The sequence below is a fragment of the Aquisalimonas sp. 2447 genome, assembly GCF_012044895.1.
Taxonomy (GTDB): Bacteria; Pseudomonadota; Gammaproteobacteria; order Nitrococcales; family Aquisalimonadaceae; genus Aquisalimonas.
Genome location: NZ_CP050695.1, coordinates 3,877,162 through 3,893,040 on the forward strand (window position 1 = coordinate 3,877,162; position 15,879 = coordinate 3,893,040).

Annotated in this window: 13 protein-coding genes and 1 pseudogene; 9 read left to right on the forward strand and 5 right to left on the reverse strand. The window is 68.4% G+C overall.

Annotated features, from left to right (window positions below; translation table 11 throughout):
• Position 1: 1 nt before the first annotated feature.
• Complete coding sequence (locus KU884_RS18375; protein WP_167783974.1) at positions 2–640, reverse strand: TetR/AcrR family transcriptional regulator; 639 nt, start codon at positions 638–640, stop codon at positions 2–4.
• Between the two features lie 154 nt (positions 641–794).
• Here KU884_RS18375 and KU884_RS18380 point away from each other — a divergent pair, with 154 nt between their 5' ends.
• From KU884_RS18380 to KU884_RS18390, 3 genes and pseudogenes are all read left to right on the forward strand, one after another.
• Entirely contained in the window at positions 795–4,091 is a 3,297-nt protein-coding gene (locus KU884_RS18380; RefSeq protein WP_167783975.1) for a carboxyl transferase domain-containing protein, read from the forward strand.
• A 109-nt stretch (positions 4,092–4,200) separates the two neighbouring features.
• Positions 4,201–5,313, forward strand: coding sequence for an efflux RND transporter periplasmic adaptor subunit (locus KU884_RS18385; protein WP_167783976.1), 1,113 nt, complete (start codon positions 4,201–4,203; stop codon positions 5,311–5,313).
• A 44-nt stretch (positions 5,314–5,357) separates the two neighbouring features.
• Positions 5,358–8,402, forward strand: a pseudogene (locus tag KU884_RS18390) (efflux RND transporter permease subunit).
• 45 nt (positions 8,403–8,447) lie between these two features.
• Here KU884_RS18390 and KU884_RS18395 read toward each other — a convergent pair.
• Positions 8,448–8,969 (reverse strand): GNAT family N-acetyltransferase, encoded by a 522-nt coding sequence (locus KU884_RS18395; protein ID WP_254432280.1) that lies wholly within the window; start codon positions 8,967–8,969, stop codon positions 8,448–8,450.
• Positions 8,970–9,189: 220 nt separating this feature from the next.
• Here KU884_RS18395 and KU884_RS18400 point away from each other — a divergent pair, with 220 nt between their 5' ends.
• From KU884_RS18400 to KU884_RS18410, 3 genes are all read left to right on the forward strand, one after another.
• Positions 9,190–9,999, forward strand: a complete 810-nt coding sequence (locus tag KU884_RS18400; RefSeq protein WP_167783978.1) for a thioesterase family protein — start codon at positions 9,190–9,192, stop codon at positions 9,997–9,999.
• Positions 10,000–10,001: 2 nt separating this feature from the next.
• The gene (locus tag KU884_RS18405; protein WP_167783979.1) at positions 10,002–10,217 is read left to right on the forward strand and encodes a TIGR02450 family Trp-rich protein; all 216 of its coding nucleotides are present in this window, start codon (positions 10,002–10,004) and stop codon (positions 10,215–10,217) included.
• An 82-nt stretch (positions 10,218–10,299) separates the two neighbouring features.
• Positions 10,300–10,779 carry a YbhB/YbcL family Raf kinase inhibitor-like protein gene (locus tag KU884_RS18410; RefSeq protein ID WP_167783980.1) on the forward strand — a complete coding sequence of 160 codons (480 nt, stop codon included), beginning with the start codon at positions 10,300–10,302 and terminating at the stop codon, positions 10,777–10,779.
• Between the two features lie 52 nt (positions 10,780–10,831).
• Here the strand turns inward: KU884_RS18410 and KU884_RS18415 are convergent, their stop codons facing one another.
• Positions 10,832–11,506: an ABC transporter permease gene (locus KU884_RS18415; RefSeq protein WP_167783981.1), complete on the reverse strand. Its 675-nt coding sequence runs from the start codon at positions 11,504–11,506 to the stop codon at positions 10,832–10,834.
• Positions 11,507–11,775: 269 nt separating this feature from the next.
• Here KU884_RS18415 and aztA point away from each other — a divergent pair, with 269 nt between their 5' ends.
• The 3 genes from aztA to KU884_RS18430 are packed head-to-tail and all read left to right on the forward strand — an operon-like array spanning position 11,776 to position 14,329.
• Entirely contained in the window at positions 11,776–12,519 is a 744-nt protein-coding gene (gene aztA / locus KU884_RS18420; protein WP_167783982.1) for a zinc ABC transporter ATP-binding protein AztA, read from the forward strand.
• Positions 12,519–13,385 (forward strand): metal ABC transporter permease, encoded by an 867-nt coding sequence (locus KU884_RS18425; protein WP_167784344.1) that lies wholly within the window; start codon positions 12,519–12,521, stop codon positions 13,383–13,385. The genes aztA and KU884_RS18425 overlap by 1 nt, the downstream gene beginning before the upstream one ends.
• Before the next feature lie 5 nt (positions 13,386–13,390).
• A complete protein-coding gene (locus KU884_RS18430) occupies positions 13,391–14,329 on the forward strand; it encodes a metal ABC transporter solute-binding protein, Zn/Mn family (RefSeq protein ID WP_167783983.1) in 939 nt (312 codons plus the stop codon).
• Here the strand turns inward: KU884_RS18430 and KU884_RS18435 are convergent.
• The gene (locus KU884_RS18435; RefSeq protein ID WP_167783984.1) at positions 14,295–15,350 is read right to left on the reverse strand and encodes a GTP-binding protein; all 1,056 of its coding nucleotides are present in this window, start codon (positions 15,348–15,350) and stop codon (positions 14,295–14,297) included. The two genes, KU884_RS18430 and KU884_RS18435, sit on opposite strands and share 35 nt — an antisense overlap.
• Positions 15,347–15,850, reverse strand: coding sequence for a WD40 repeat domain-containing protein (locus KU884_RS18440; RefSeq protein WP_167783985.1), 504 nt, complete (start codon positions 15,848–15,850; stop codon positions 15,347–15,349). The genes KU884_RS18435 and KU884_RS18440 overlap by 4 nt, the downstream gene beginning before the upstream one ends.
• Between the last annotated feature and the right edge of the window lie 29 nt (positions 15,851–15,879).

Here is a 15,879-nt window from a genome sequence, read left to right on the forward strand (position 1 = left end):
CTTACTCAGCGCCGTACGCTACCCGAATAGTGCGGCGTACGGCGCCGAAGTGGGCTTCCAGCCTGCTCCAGCCGGAGAACTGGGTGATCGGCGAGCCGAAATGCCACAAGGGGACGATCAGGAGCACGATATCGCTGACGGGGGCATCATTGCGCAACTCACCGGTGGCCGCGGCGTGTTCAACGGCGCGGGTGACGCTGTGCTCGAACTCCCGCGACATGGCACGAATGCCCTCGATGACATCGTCGCTGATGGAATCACTGCGGGAGCGGGCCCGACTGGAAAGGCTCCAGGGCTGGTGCTCCCTGCCGGTAGGGTTGAACTCCGCGTGGCGCTGCCGGCAATCCTCCAGGGTCAGCGCCAGGCGCTCGTCCAGCGTCAGGCCCGGGCGGCGCCAGAGTTCGCCAAGCGTGGCCCCGACATGCTCGAACGTTTCGCGGAAAACCTCGCTGACCAGCGCGCTCTTGTTGCCGAAATGGTAGTGCACGTTCGCCCGCGTGGTACCGACCGTGGCAGCGATATCCCCGTAGGTGACCGGGTCGGTGCCATGGAGGATGAACAACCGACGCGCCACCGCCTTGATCTGTTCGCGCGTGGACGCAGGGTCCGTCGGCTTGTGGTGGCTCGACTGGGAACTCACTGGTGTCCTTCCTGTTGCCTGAGCGGGTCGCACCCGATTCGGTGGAGAACGCGGACGGTCAACATTGACTGCCGCCGGGCAGGAATACACCATAAACACTGACTTACACGCAAGTCAGTTACTAAAAATCGTCGAAAAACACTGGAGCCGACCCATGCCCATCAGCCGGATGCTGATCGCCAACCGGGGCGAGATCGCCGTACGTCTCGCCCATGCGGCAGCGGAACTCGGAATCGCCACTGTTGGAGTCTACGCAGAAGATGACGCCCACGCGCTCCACACCAGGGTAACCGACCAATCCCGGCCGCTGGGTAGTAGCGGGCCTGCTGCCTACCTGGATCAGGACGCCCTGATCGCGGCGGCGCACGCCGAGGGTTGCGATGCCGTGCATCCCGGCTATGGCTTCCTCAGCGAAAACGCCGCTTTTGCCCGCCGCTGCGCCGAGGCCCACCTACGCTTCATCGGACCAACACCCGAACAGCTTGCCGCCCTGGGCGACAAGGCCCGTGCCCGGGAGCTGGCGCGGCAGTGCGACGTCCCGGTCCTGGAGGGGACGACCGGCCCCGCATCCCAGGAAGCGGTCCACGACTTCCGTGCAGGCCTCGCTCCTGACGCCACCATGGTACTCAAGGCGGTGGCCGGCGGTGGCGGGCGCGGCATGCGCATCGTCCGCCCCGGCGACGACCTCGCCGACGCCTTCCGCCTCTGCAGCGACGAGGCCCGGGCGGCCTTCGGTGACCCGGGTCTGTACGCCGAGCAGTTCATGGCGCAGGCCCGCCATGTGGAAGTCCAGGTGCTGGGTGACCACCACGGCAACACCGTGCACCTGCATGAGCGCGAGTGCAGCCTGCAGCGACGCTACCAGAAACTGGTGGAGATCGCCCCCAGCCCCTCGATCGCAGACGCAACGCGCCAGCGCCTGACGCGGGCGGCCCTGGCCATGGCGGACGCCGTAGACTACCGCGGTCTCGGCACGTTCGAGTTCCTGGTGGACTCCGCCACCGAGGCCTTCGCCTTCATCGAGGCCAATCCGCGGCTACAGGTGGAGCACACGGTGACCGAAGCAGTCACCGGCATCGACCTGGTACAGGCGCAGATCCGCTGCGCCGGCGGCGCTTCGCTGGCGGAACTGGGGCTCAACCAGGAGCAGATCCCGGCACCGATGGGCCACGCCGTGCAGGTGCGGGTGAACATGGAGACGCTGGATGCCACCGGCACTCCGCACCCGGCCGGCGGCACCCTCACCGCCTTCGAGCTTCCTGCCGGCCCGGGCGTCCGCGTGGATACCTTCGGCTACGGCGGTTACACCACCAGTCCTCGTTACGACGCCCTGCTCGCCAAGGTGATCGCCCACAGCCGCGCCCCGGAATTTCGCGGCGCCATGGACAAGGCGTACCGCGCACTGTGCGCCTTCCGCGTCGAGGGTGTGCCCACCAATATCGGCTTTCTGCAGAACCTGCTTCGGCTGGATGGAGTGCGCAGCAACACGGTCCACACGCGCTTCGTCGACGAGCATATGGCAACCCTGGCGGTGGCGTCACAGGACCACCCGAAGCTCTGCCACACCGGCACGGCCGGCGAAGCCGCTGCGCCGGGCGGCACTCAATCTGCCGTTCCCCCTGGAACCACGCCGCTGGAGGCCCCCATGCAGGGGCTTCTGGTGAGCATCGCGGTGGAAGTCGGCGATAGCGTGCATGCCGGCCAGGAAGTCGCCCTGGTGGAGGCAATGAAAATGCAGCACCCGGTCACGACGCCGGCATCCGGGATCGTCCACCAACTGACGGCCACCGCTGGCGACACCGTCGAGGCGGGTCAGCCATTGCTGTTTCTGGAACCCGGCGATCACGCAGCAGGCGCTGAGCAGGAGCAGGCGGAGGTGGACCTGGAGGCCATTCGCCCGGACCTGGCCGAGCTGCAGCAGCGACAATCCCTGCTCCAGGATGCCGCGCGGCCGGAGGCAGTGGCCAAACGCCACAGGCAAGGCAACCGCACCGCGCGGGAGAACGTCGAGACGCTCTGCGACCCGGGCTCGTTCATCGAGTACGGCGCCCTCAGTTTCGCCGCCCAGCGTCGCCGACGCAGCCTGGACGACCTGATCCGCAACACACCGGCGGACGGCCTGATCACCGGCATCGGCGCCGTCAATGGCGAGCTGTTCGACGCCGCCACGGCCCGTTGCGCGGTCCTGGCCTACGATTACACGGTGCTGGCCGGCACCCAGGGCACCATCAACCACCGCAAGACCGACCGCATCCTCACTGTGGCCGAAGAGCAACAGTTGCCGGTGATCTTCTTCACCGAGGGCGGCGGCGGCCGCCCGGGGGATACCGACAACGCGACCAAGATGGCCGGCCTGGATACGCCCAGCTTCGTCAAGTACGCGCGACTCAGCGGCCTGGCCCCACGCATCGCCGTGGTCAATGGTCGCTGCTTCGCCGGCAACGCCGTGCTGGCCGGCTGCAGTGATCTCATCATCGCCACCCGCAACGCCAGCCTGGGCATGGCAGGGCCGGCCATGATCGAGGGCGGCGGCCTGGGCACCTTTACCCCCGAGCAGGTGGGGCCCATGGCGGACCAGGTGCCCAACGGCGTGGTGGACTGCCTGGTGGCCGACGAGACCGAGGCCGTGGCCACCGCTCAGCGCCTGTTCGCCTACTTCCAGGGCGCGTTGCCCGGCTGGGACGCCGCCGACCAGCGCTGGCTGCGCCACGGTGTCCCGGAGGACCGCAAGCGCTCCTACGATGTGCGTGCCGTGATCGCCACCATGGCGGACACCGACAGCGTGCTGGAGCTGCGACCGACATTCGCGCCGGGCATGATCACCGCTTTCATCCGCATCCAGGGTCAGCCGTTCGGGCTACTGGCCAATGAACCGCGCCACCTGGGCGGGGCCATCGACGCCGCCGGTGCCGACAAGGCAGCACGGTTCATGCAACTGTGCGACGCCTTCGACCTGCCCCTGGTGAGCCTGTGCGACACCCCGGGCTTCATGGTGGGACCGGAGGCGGAGAAGAGTGGACTGGTGCGCCACACAAGCCGCATGTTCGTCACCGCTGCCAGCCTGCAGATCCCGGTGTTCACGGTGGTGCTACGCAAGGGCTACGGCCTGGGTGCGCAGGGCATGGCCGCGGGCTCCTTCCACACGCCGGTGTTCAACGTTGCCTGGCCCACCGGCGAGTTCGGTGGCATGGGCCTCGAGGGTGCGGTGCAGCTCGGTTATCGCAAGGAACTCGACGCCGAACCCACGGAAGAGGCGCGCCAGGACCTCTACGAGCGCCTGGTGGCGGAGGCCTACGAGCGCGGCAAGGCCGTGAGCATGGCGGCCTCGCTGGAGATCGACGCGGTCATCGATCCCGCCGACACCCGCCACTGGATCCTGCGGGGCCTGGAGTCGACGCGACCGCCCGAGCCGCGTCGGGGCAAGCGACGGCCCATGATCGATACCTGGTAGACCACGGGGTAGACAACTCTGGTTACCTCTGCGCTACAGTAAGACGTTCGCCGGTCGCACCGGTTATCGTGGACGCGGCCGGGTGACGCCATCGGTACAGGACCAGCGCATGGCTTCGGCCCAGGGACTCCGCTCCAGGTTTCTCAACTCCACCACACTGGTGTTCGTCGCCATCGTCGTGCTGCTCACCGTGTGGATCGGCAGCGGCATGCTGACCCGCGATCATGCCCCGGTCGCCGAGCGTGAAACTCCACCACCCCCCTCGGTGGCGGTGAGCACCAGCCAGGCGGAACCGGTGACCCGGGAAGTGGTTCTGTACGGCGACGTGGAGCCCAACCAGGTGGCCGTCCTGCGGGCGCGCACCGACGGCATTGTCGAGGAGATGACCAGCACCGGCACCCGGGTCGAGCGTGGCGAGGCGGTGGGCCGGCTCTCCACGGACGACCGCCAGGCTCGCCTGGCGCGGGCCCGGGCCCAGCTCGCCTCCGCCCAGCGCAACTACGACAGCGCCATGGACATGGTCGAGGACGGGTTTGTCTCCCGCACCGAGGCGCAGACACGGCTGGCGGAACTGGAAGCCGCACGCGCCGAGCTGCGAACGATTGAGCTGGAGATCGACAACACCACCCTGCGCGCGCCCATCAGCGGGGTGGTCAACCGCATCGACGCCGATCTGGGGGCGTATGTCTCCATGGGCGGCGAAGTCCTGCAAATCGTCGACAACGACCCCCTGATCGCGGTGATCCATGTGCACCAGGCAGCGGCGCCGCGGCTGCGCACGGGCATGCCGGCGCGGGTGGACTTCATCGGTGGCGGCCATCGCGAGGGCAGCATCCGCTACATCGCCCCGGTGGCCGACGCCTCCACCAGGACCTTCCGGGTGGAAATCGAGGTGGACAACAGCGACCTGGCCCTGCCTTCAGGGCTCAGCGCCGAGGTGGTCGTCCCCACGGACACGGTGGACGCCCACCGTATATCGCCGGCATTGATTCGGCTGGACGCCCGGGGCCGCATCGGCCTGCAGACCGTTGACGAGGACGACCGCATTGCCTTTACCCCGGTGGAGGTGATCCGTGCCCGGGCGGACGGCGTGTGGGTCACCGGCCTGCCGGAGCAGGCCCGGGTTGTCACCATCAGCCGCGGCCTGCTCAGCCCCGGCCAGCAGGTGGAGGTGAACGAGACACCGGGCGACTACGCCCGCCCCGGCGAGGAGCGCCGCTAGTGCACGCGATGCTGGCGGCGATCTTCAGCCGGGTACGCACCGTCATGCTGTTGCTGGTGTTGATCGTCCTCGCCGGCGGCTACTCCTACGTCACGGTGCCCAAGGAGGCGGCCCCGGAGATCGACATCCCGTTCTTCGTGGTGAATGTCTCGTATCCCGGCATTTCCGCGGAGGACAGCGCCCGGCTGCTGGTGCAACCCCTGGAGCGCCGGCTGCAGTCCATATCGGGGCTGCGGCGCATGGATGCCCAGGCCGGCGAGGGATTCGCCACCATCACCCTGGAGTTCGATCCGGGCTTCGACCACCAGGCGGCCCTGCAGAGCGTCCGCGACGAGACCGACAGCGCCACGCCGGATCTGCCCGCGGGCGCCGATGTCCCGTCAGTGCGCGAGATCGATCTGTCGCTGTTTCCCATCCTCACCGTCGCCCTCTCCGGCGATGTGCCCGAACGGGAGCTGATCCGCATTGGTCGGGAGCTGGAGGAGCGCCTGGAGTCCATTTCCGGCGTTCTGGAAGCGGAGATCTCCGGGGCGCGGGAAGACCTGATGGAGGTCATCATCGACCCCCTGGCGCTGCAGTCCCACGGCATCTCGCCGCAGGAAGTGAGCCAGGCCGTCCGCGACAACAACCAGCTGGTCACCGCCGGCGCCTTCGACACGGGCTCCGGCCGCATCGGAGTCTCCATCCCCGGGACCATCCAGTCGGTGGCGGACGTGCTGGTGATGCCGGTGCAGGTGACGGAGACCGCCGTGGTGCGAGTCCACGACGTGGCCGAGGTCCGGCAGACCTTCCAGGATCCCGTCAGCTTCGCCCGCATCGAGGGCCAGCCCACCATCGGGCTGGATATCAGCAAGGCCTCCGGCGCCAACATTATCGACACCGTCGCCGAGGTTCAGGCCACGGTGCAGGAGATGCAGCGGGAGTGGCCGGACGCCGTGCGCGTGGACTACCTGCAGAACCAGGCCGACGATATCCAGACGCTGCTGGGCGATCTGGAGAACAACGTCATCACCGCCATCGTGCTGGTGATGCTCACCGTCATCCTGGCCCTGGGGCTGCGCGCCTCACTGCTGGTGGCCATTGCCATTCCCAGCTCCTTCCTGGCCGGGATTCTGGCCATCAACCTGCTGGGTTTCACCCTGAACATCGTGGTGCTGTTCGCGCTGATCCTGGTGATCGGGATGCTGGTGGACGGCGCCATCGTCGTCGTGGAGCTTGCCGAGCGCTACCGGGAGGAAGGCCGCCAGCGGCGGCAGGCATTTCTTGCCGCCGCACAGCGCATGTCCTGGCCGCTGATCGCCTCGGTGGCAACCACCCTGGCGGTGTTCATCCCGCTGCTGTTCTGGCCTGGCACCGCCGGACAGTTCATGCGCTATCTGCCGGCCACGGTGATCGTCACCCTGACCGCCTCGCTGCTCATGGCCCTGGTATTCGTGCCGGTGGTGGGCTCGCTGTTCCCGGGCGGCAGATCACCGCTGGCACCGGCGCAGACCACCGCCGGCTCCGGACTGTACCACCGGGCACTGCGCTATATGGTTGTACGCCCGGGCTTTGCCGTCGGACTCAGCCTGCTGGTATTGCTCGGCGCGTTTGCCGTCTATGGTGCACTGGGCAAGGGCGTAAACTTCTTCCCGGCGGTGGAGCCGGAGCGCGCACAGATCCAGATCCAGGCTGACGGCAATCTGTCGGTCCAGGAGTCGGACCGCCTGGTGCGGCTGGTGGAAGATCGGGTTATCGGCCAGGAGGGCGTGGATCGCGTCTACGCCCGGACCATCGGCTCGGTCGAGGCGCGCCTTGGGGCCAACCTGGCGCCGGATATCATCGGCACCATTCAGATCGACTTCGACAACTGGCGGGCCCGGGAGCCTGCCGCCGCGATTCTCGACCGCATCCGCGACGCCACCGACGACATACCGGGTCTCGGCATCCAGGTCGAGGAACAGCAATCCGGGCCCGGGGCGGCGCGCCCGGTGCAGATCGAGCTCTCGGCGCGGGACCGCGAGCGGCTGCCGGAGGCGTCACGGCAACTGCAGGCACTGATGGCGGAACAGGGCACCTTCGTGGATGTCGCCAGTGACGTGCCGACGCCGCAACCAGAGATCCGCATGCGGGTGGACCGGGAGCAGGCCGCCCGCTACGGCGTGGACATCACCACCCTGGGCAACACCGTGCAGCTGCTCACCAACGGCCTGCTGCTCGGCTCCTACCTGCCGGATTTCGCCCCGGACGAGGTGGACATCCGGCTGCGCTACCCGGTGGAAGACCGGACTTTCGCCCAGTTGGCGGAGCTGCGCATTGCCACCCAGCGCGGCATGATGCCCGTGACCAACTTCGTCAGCCTGGAGGCGGCACCGGCACCCTCGGTGATCAACCGGGTGGACGGCCGCAACGTCCAGACGGTCTCCGCCGGCATCGCTCCGGGAACCACGGTGACCGCGGAACTCGCGACGCTGTAGGAGGCCATCGACGCCTCCGGGCTGGAGGACCAGGTGGACGTGCGCTTCGCCGGCGAAATGGAAGACCAGCAGGAGGCGCTGGAATTCCTGATCGTCGCGTTCGTGGTGGCGATCTTCCTGATGTTCCTGGTGCTACTCACTCAGCTCAACAGCATCTTTCAGGGCCTGCTGGTGCTCTCCGCCATTGTGTTCTCCTTCGCCGGCGTGCTCCTGGGGCTGCTGATTCGTCAGGAACCCTTCTCCATCGTCATGAGCGGGATTGGCATCATGGCACTGGCCGGCATCGTGGTGAACAACAACATCGTGCTCATCGACGCCTATAACGAACACCGGCGCAACGGCCTCGGCCCCACTGAGGCCGCGGTGCGCGCCGGCACCGAGCGCCTGCGCCCGGTCCTGCTCACCGCCATCACCACCATCGTCGGTCTGCTGCCCATGGTGTTCGGCATGACCGTGGATTTCCTCACCCGGGATCTGTTCTTCGGCGCCCCCTCGGGGCAGTTCTGGATGCAGCTGGCCACGGCCATCGTCGGCGGCCTGGCCGTGTCCACGTTCATTACCGTCCTACTGACACCCGCCCTGCTGGCCTGGGACGGCAACCGCAGGCAGGGCAAGCTGGAACGGGCAGCGTGACCGGTTCGGTACAGTGGCACCGGCGGCGAGCGATTGCCCGGCCCTTCAAGGCAACGGCTTGACCCAGAACTGAAGGGGCTTGTCCGTTTCCTCCGTCTCACCCACATCGGGCCAGGGGAAATAGGCCACCAGGTCGGCACGCGGCTGGAAGCCGAAATGCCGCCAGACGGGGTCGAGCGGCTGGTAATCAGCCGGCCGCAAAGGGTGGTCAACCGAGCGCTGGACGGCGCAGAATGTAACCAGCGCGTAGTCGCCGGAGGAACGGGCGTGGCTCTCGCGTTCCTCGAAGAAGCGGCGATACAGCCCCTGGCCGCGATAGCCGGGCAACAGCACGGATTCGGCAAAGTAGAACACCTGCCCCGGATCGATTCCGGCATCCACGAACGGCTTGCGGATTTCCGGCTCCTCGTCGTTCAGGGGCATGGCCGTGGTCACCCCGACCGGCCGGTCGCCGTCCAGCACGACCAGCGCGAAGGAACGCGACGACTGGACGTAGATATCCAGAAACTTGCGTTCGTACGCCTCGTCTCCTTCGTAGAGATAGGGCCATTCCCGGAAGACGGTCATGCGCAGCCGGGCGATGGCATCCAGGCGCTGCTCCAGTTCCTTCCCGTAGTACCTTTCCAACTGCAGATCGGCCAAGATGCACCTCGAGGGCCGGACGCGGGCACGATGCGCCGCGGGTTGGGTTCCACCCGGCGCCGGCCGGCATGATTGCCGCCGGCTTTGCGACCGGGCATGGTGCTGCCAAGATGCATCACAACCGATGGAATAACCAAGAGTGGCCATGACACCTGCACTGTTTCTGCGCGACGGCGAGCTGTTCCTGCCCACGGACGCGGCCCGCGGCCCCTGGAATCCGGACTATCTCCACGGCGGCCCGGTCACCGGGCTTGCTGCCCACGCTCTGACGCAAGCAGCTGCCGGCGCCGGCCTGCGGCTGGCACGCCTGACGGTGGATCTACTCCGGCCCGTCCCGCAGGCACCGTTGCGTGCGGAAACCCGCCTGGTACGTCCGGGAAAGCGGCTCCAGGTGCTGGAGGTGAGCCTGTTCACCGGCGACACGGAGGTCACCCGCGCCAGCGGCCTGTTCCTGGAACAGTCGTCAATCCCGGTGCCGGAACATGGCCGTTTCCCGGCATCGGAGGACGTCCCGCCCGCCGCCAGTGAGGCGGCGAGCCTGTCGGATGCCGCGGGCTGGGGCCGACGCTACAGCCCCCACGGTTTCCACACCACGGCTGAAGCCGTGGTGCTTGCCGGTGCGCAGGGCGGCGGGCACGGCAGGGTGTGGATGCGACTGCCGCTGCCCCTGGTGGCCGAACAGAGCACGGACTCCCTGGTGGCCGCCGCTACCCTGTGCGATTTCGGCAATGGCGTGGGGCAGCTGCAACTGGGTGAGCGCCTTGGCAGCATCAATACCGACGTCACCCTCTACCTGCACCGGCCTCCCGAGGGCCAATGGGTCGGCCTGGATTCCCGCAGCCACATGCAGGAGACGGGGATGGGGCTGGTGGAGACAGCGCTGTTCGACGGGCGAGGCCCGTTCGGGCGAGTGCTCCAGGCAACCATTGCCATGGCGATCCCCGGGGAGGGTTGAGCATGCCGTCCGTGCACCCCGACAAGCTGGAACAGAGCAAGTGGACGGCGCTGATCCCGGAAGGCCGGGAAAAGCACTTCCTGGTGGTCCAGGTCTTCCGGGATCGCTACGGGCATGTCCTGGACGTACTGCTGGAGGCCGTGCTTACCCGCAAGCGGCAACGACTGCCCTGGCGGGAACTGCGCGACGGCGGCAAGTGGGCGCCGGGCTGGAATTGAGTGGGCGGCGGCGGATTTTCCCGACCGCCCGGCAGGTCTTATCCTGAGTGCACGCGATGAGGACCAACAGAGGAGGAACCCCATGGGATTCGCACTATCCAACATGCAGCTGATCAGCCCGGCGTTCGATCACGGCGAGGCGATTCCGAAGAAACACACGGGTGAAGGTGAGGATGTCTCCCCGGCCCTGTCCTGGAGCGGGGCACCGAGCGGCACGCAGTCCTTCGCCATCATCTGCCATGACCCGGATGCGCCGCTGGTCACCGACCGGGGCACCTACGGCTTCGTGCACTGGGTCAGTTACAACATCCCCGCCTCGGTGCACAACCTGGCTGAAGGCACCGAGGATTACGCCTCCGGTCCCAACGACTTCGGCAACCAGGGCTACGGCGGCCCCATGCCGCCGGAGGGCCACGACGTGCACCAGTACTACTTCTGGGTGCTGGCCCTCAGCGAGCCGCCGGAGCTCGAGTCGGGGCTGAACATGTGGCAGCTGCTCGAGCGCGTCGAACCCAGCATTCTCGGCATGAACCGGCTGGTGGGCACCTACGAGCGGGGCTGAACCTGCCCCCGATGCTCCCGTGCGGTGCCGGGCCACCCCCGGCACCGCCGGTCTACCCGCCGCCATACCCCACCATGAACCACAACCCCACGGCGATCAGGATCACTGCGGTGAGCACCGCCAGATGCGGCATGTAACGCTCCACCACGGCCTTGTGCCGCTGGTAGCCGACAATCAACAGCAGCGTCGGGACCAGCAGCGCCACGATCACCGCCAGCGAGTAGATCACCATCAGGCTCAGGCAGTGGGTCGTGCCCGCGCAGATGGCCAGGATCTGGATCGGCTCCTCGTGGGCGATGCCCAGCAGGATCGCCACCACCGCCAGTTGGCCCAGCCCCCTGTCCTGCGGACGCCCGAGCCGGGCCGCCGCCCAGGCATGCAGGCGCGCCAACGGGCCGGTGCCATGGTGATGATGCCCGTGACCGTGCCCCCGCCGGGCCTGAGCCAGCTCCCAGAGACCCAGCGCCACCAGCAGCGCCCCGGCCACCACGGGCAGCCAGCCCGCCTCGTGGAGAGCGTACGCGTCGGCCACGAGCAGGAAGACCAGCACCAGGGCAATGCTGCTCAACAGGTGGCCAACCCCGATCACCAGCGCCGCAATGACACCGGCCAGGTACCGGCGTCGCTGCCGCAGGGCATAGGTGGCGGCAATGGGCCAACCGTGGTCCGGAAGGATGCCGTGCAACAGACCGATGCCGATAACCGCGGCCACGAGGCCGGGGGTCACGGACAACCTCCGATGACCCGCGCACGGAGGTCTCGGTCGGCCGCGGCAATGGCGCTGTCGTGGCTGCAGGGGTGCATGCCTGCAGTCTAAATTGTGCGGGGCAAAGATAAAATGTTATACTATAACAATACTGGAGATCCGCATGACTGACCGAAACCCGTTACGCGTCACCAACCTCGGCTTGCCGGCCATCGCCAGGCTGGCCTGTATCCTGCCACTGCTGGGGATGCTCTGGGTCGGCGTACGCTGGGCCATGGGATAAGTGCATCGTGACAGCCGCAGTACAGCTTCGGGACCTGACCGTCTGCTACCACCGTCATCCGGCGGTTCACCACGTGGACGGCGCGTTCGCGCCCGGTTCGCTGACGGCGCTGGTGGGCCCGAACGGCGCCGGCAAGACCACGCTGCTCAAGACCATCGCTGGTCTGCTCCGCCCGGAGGCGGGCCAGGTGGATTGCCGGCTCGACGGCGGACAGATTGCCTACCTGCCCCAGCAGGCGGCGATTGACCGCAGCTTTCCGGTCCGCGTCCAGGACCTGGTGGAACTTGGTTTCTGGCAACGGCTGGGCGCCTTCGGCGGGGTGTCGCGCCAACAGCGCCGACGGGCGGCGGACGCCCTCGCCGCCGTGGGGCTTGCCGGTTTCGCTAGGCGCCCGATCGCGTCGCTGTCGGCGGGCCAGTTCCAGCGCGTGCTGTTCGCGCGGGTGCTCGTCCAGGAGGCCGATGTGATCCTCCTGGACGAGCCCTTCAACGCCATTGATGCACGCACCACGGCCGATCTGCTGGACGTCGTCGCGCGCTGGCACGGGGAGGGCCGCACGGTGATCGCCGTGCTGCACGATCTCGAGCAGGTGCGGGCCCACTTCCCACGGACACTGCTGATGGCGCGGACGGTGGTGGACTGGGGGCCCACGGACCGGGTTCTGCGCGCCGAGCACCTGTTCCGCGCCCGGCAGATGTCCGAGGCGTGGGACGACAGCGCCGGCGTCTGCCACGTGGAGCCGGCGGCGTGATGGGGGAGCTGCTGGCCCAGCCGTTCACCGAGTTCGGGTTCATGGCCCGGGCGCTGGTCGCCTGCCTGGCCGTCGGGCTGGGCGCCGCCCCCATGGGGGTGCTGCTGGTCCTGCGCCGCATGAGCCTGGTGGGCGACGCCATGGCCCACGCCGTGCTGCCGGGGGTCGCCATCGGCTTTCTGGTTGCCGGGTTCTCGGTACTGGCCATGACCGCCGGCGGGCTGCTCGCCGGCCTGCTGGTGGCCCTGCTGGCCGGCAGCGTTCACCGCCTCACGGGCCAGCGCGAGGATGCCAGCTTCGCCGCCTTCTACCTGATCGCCATGGCCGTCGGTGTGCTGATCATCTCCGTGCGGGGCTCCAGCACCGATCTGATGCATGTGCTGTTCGGCAACCTGCTGGCGGTGGACGATCCCGCGCTGCTGCTGGTGGCGTGCGTGGCCAGCGGCACCGTCGTGCTGCTGGCGCTGTTCTTTCGCGCCCTGGTGACGGAATGCCTGGACCCGGAGTACCTGCGCGCCTGTGGCAGCCCCGGGGGGCTCTACCACGGGCTGTTCCTGGGGCTGGTGGTGATCAACCTGGTCGCGGGCTTTCATGCCCTGGGCACGCTCATGGCCGTGGGGCTGATGATGCTGCCGGCGGCGGCCGCGCGGTACTGGGCCAGCACCGTGGGCGGGCTGATGGCCGTGGCCGTTGCCCTGGCGCTGGCCAGTGCCTGGATCGGGCTGCTGCTCTCCTACCACCTGGGCGCGGCATCGGGACCCGCCGTGGTGCTGGTCGCCGGCTGCGGTTACGCCGCCTCGGTGATGCTGGGCACCCATGGCGGACTGATCACGCGGCTACACCTGCGCCGCCATCTGGAGGCCTGATCCCCATGCGACGTGCGATTATCCTGCTTCTGCTCTCGGCTCAGACCACACCGCTTTCCGCCGGCGAGGTCAGAGTGGTGGCCAGTTTCACCATCGTCGCGGACATGACCCGCGAAGTCGCCGGCGATCGCGCCACCGTGACCACCCTGGTGGGACCGGATGGTGATGCCCACGCCTTCGAACCGGCGCCCCAGCATGCGCGGCGCATTGCGGCGGCGGACCTGGTGGTGCGCAACGGGCTCGGCTTCGAGGGCTGGATGAACCGCCTACTGGAGGCAGCCGACGGCAACGCCCACGTGGTGACGGCCACGGATGGCGTCCCCGCCATCGAGGCGTCGGACCATGCCCATGCGGGGGAGCATGACCATGGTCACAGCCATGACCACGGCCATGGGGAAGGTCACGGCGATACCGATCCGCACGCCTGGCTGGATGCGGCCCGTGCCAGGATCTATGTCAACAACATCCGCGACGGCCTGCAACGCGTCGATCCGGACCATGCCGAGGTCTACGCCGAGCGGGCGGAGGCGTACCTGCAGGCGCTGGAGGCACTGGATGGCCGCATCCGCCGGACGCTGACAGACATTCCCGGGGATCGCCGCCGCATCCTGACCAGCCATGCGGCGTTCGGCTATTTCGAGGACGCCTACGGCGTGGAATTCCTGTCACTACGGGGACTCAGCACGGATGCCGACCCGTCCGCGGCAGACGTGGCGGAACTGGTGCGGGCAGTGCGGGCGGAGCGGGTGGCGGCGCTGTTGCCGGACAATCTCACCGACGCCCGACTGCTGCATCGCATCGCCGAGGAAGGCGGCATGACCGTGGGGCCGAACCTCTACTCCGATGCGCTTTCTCCGGCGGACGGCCCCGCACCCACCTACGTGGCCATGATGGAGCACAACGCCCGGGTCATTGCGGAGGCGCTGGAGGCGGCGTCCGACTGACCGCGTAACGCCACAGATCCTCCAGGGCATCCCGGCGGAGGTTTTCGCCGATACAGACCAGCGTGGTGCCGGTGACACCTTCGGGCCAGGCCGCCAGCCGCTCGGGCGGGTACTGCATGCCTTGCACCGCGTGCACCACCACCGGGGTCGTCTCCAGGCCGCGGATGGCCACCATGCCCTTGAGCCGCAGCAGGCGCTGCCCGTGGGACTCACAGACGGAGTCCAGGAAGGCTTCCAGATCCTCCGGCGCCATGGGCGCGTCCGTGGTCAGGGACACCGTCGCAATGCCGTCATGCCGGTGCGCTTCCGGGGGACCGGCCGCGGATGCATACACCGGGGGCGTCACGCTCGGGACGACGCTCGCGGATTCCAGCCCCTTTATCTGCAACCAGTCGCGTGCGCCGGCGGAGGCGCCGGTGGCCAGGATATCCGCCGCAGGCGCGGTTCCCCCGTGGCGGTGGGTGATCGGGGCGTGCAGCTCCCGCGCCCGCAGGGCGGTCGCCAGCGCGGCCAGCGCGTCGGCGGTCACACGGTCCGCCTTGGTCAGCAGGATGCGGTCCGCCATGGCGACCTGTCGCCGGGCTTCCTCGTGCGCCGCGAGGGTCGCTTCGCCGTGTTCGGCGTCGATGAGCGTGACGATGCCGTCGAGATGCGTCTCCACGGCCAGCAGCGGATCACGCCGCAGGACCTGGACCACCGGCCCGGGGTCCGCCAGCCCGGAGGTCTCCACCAGGATCCTGCGGAAGGCGGGAATCTCGCCCCGGGCGGCGCGGCGCAACAACCCCCGGAGACTGCCGGCAAGGTCGCCCTGCAGGGTACAGCAGATGCACCCCTGGCCCAGGGTGATGATCTCGTCGTCGCCCCCCTCCACAAGCCAGTGGTCCAGTTCCACGTCGCCGAACTCGTTGATGACCACGGCGGTGTCCGCCAGGGACGGATCACGCAGCAACTGGTTGAGCAGGGTGGTCTTCCCCGCCCCCAGGAATCCTGTCAGGAGCGTGACCGGGACGGAGCGGCTCATGCCGCCACGCCCCCGGGACAGGCCGCCAGGTGCCCGTCGGCGAAGGCAAACACGACCCGACTGGCATCCGGCCGCCACGCCAGACCGGTCACCTCGCTGTCCCGCAACAGGGTGGCCGCCGGTGTCGTGGCGGTGGGATCCAGCACCACCACCGAACCGTCGCGGCTGCCGCTGGCAATGGCCTGCCCCCGGGGTGCAAAGGCAAGCGCCCAGATCGGCTTGACGTGCAGGTCCAGCACCATGGGCTCGGTGCCGGCTGGGCCGTCGCCGCCACAATCCCAGATGACGAGGGACGCGCCCCCGCCCGTGGCCAGGTAGCGCCCGTCCGGATCCCAGCTCAACTCCCGGACCTTGGTGGCATATCCGCGCATGTACAGCTCATCGCCGCTGTCCAGATGCCAGTAGTGCACCCCGGCCTCCTGCAGCCCGGCCGCGAGCCGGGTGCCGTCTCGGTTCGGTGCCAGGGCGAGCAGCGCCCCCTCCCAGAGGTACCGGGCCACGGGTGCCGGATGCCCCGGCCGCCAGCGTC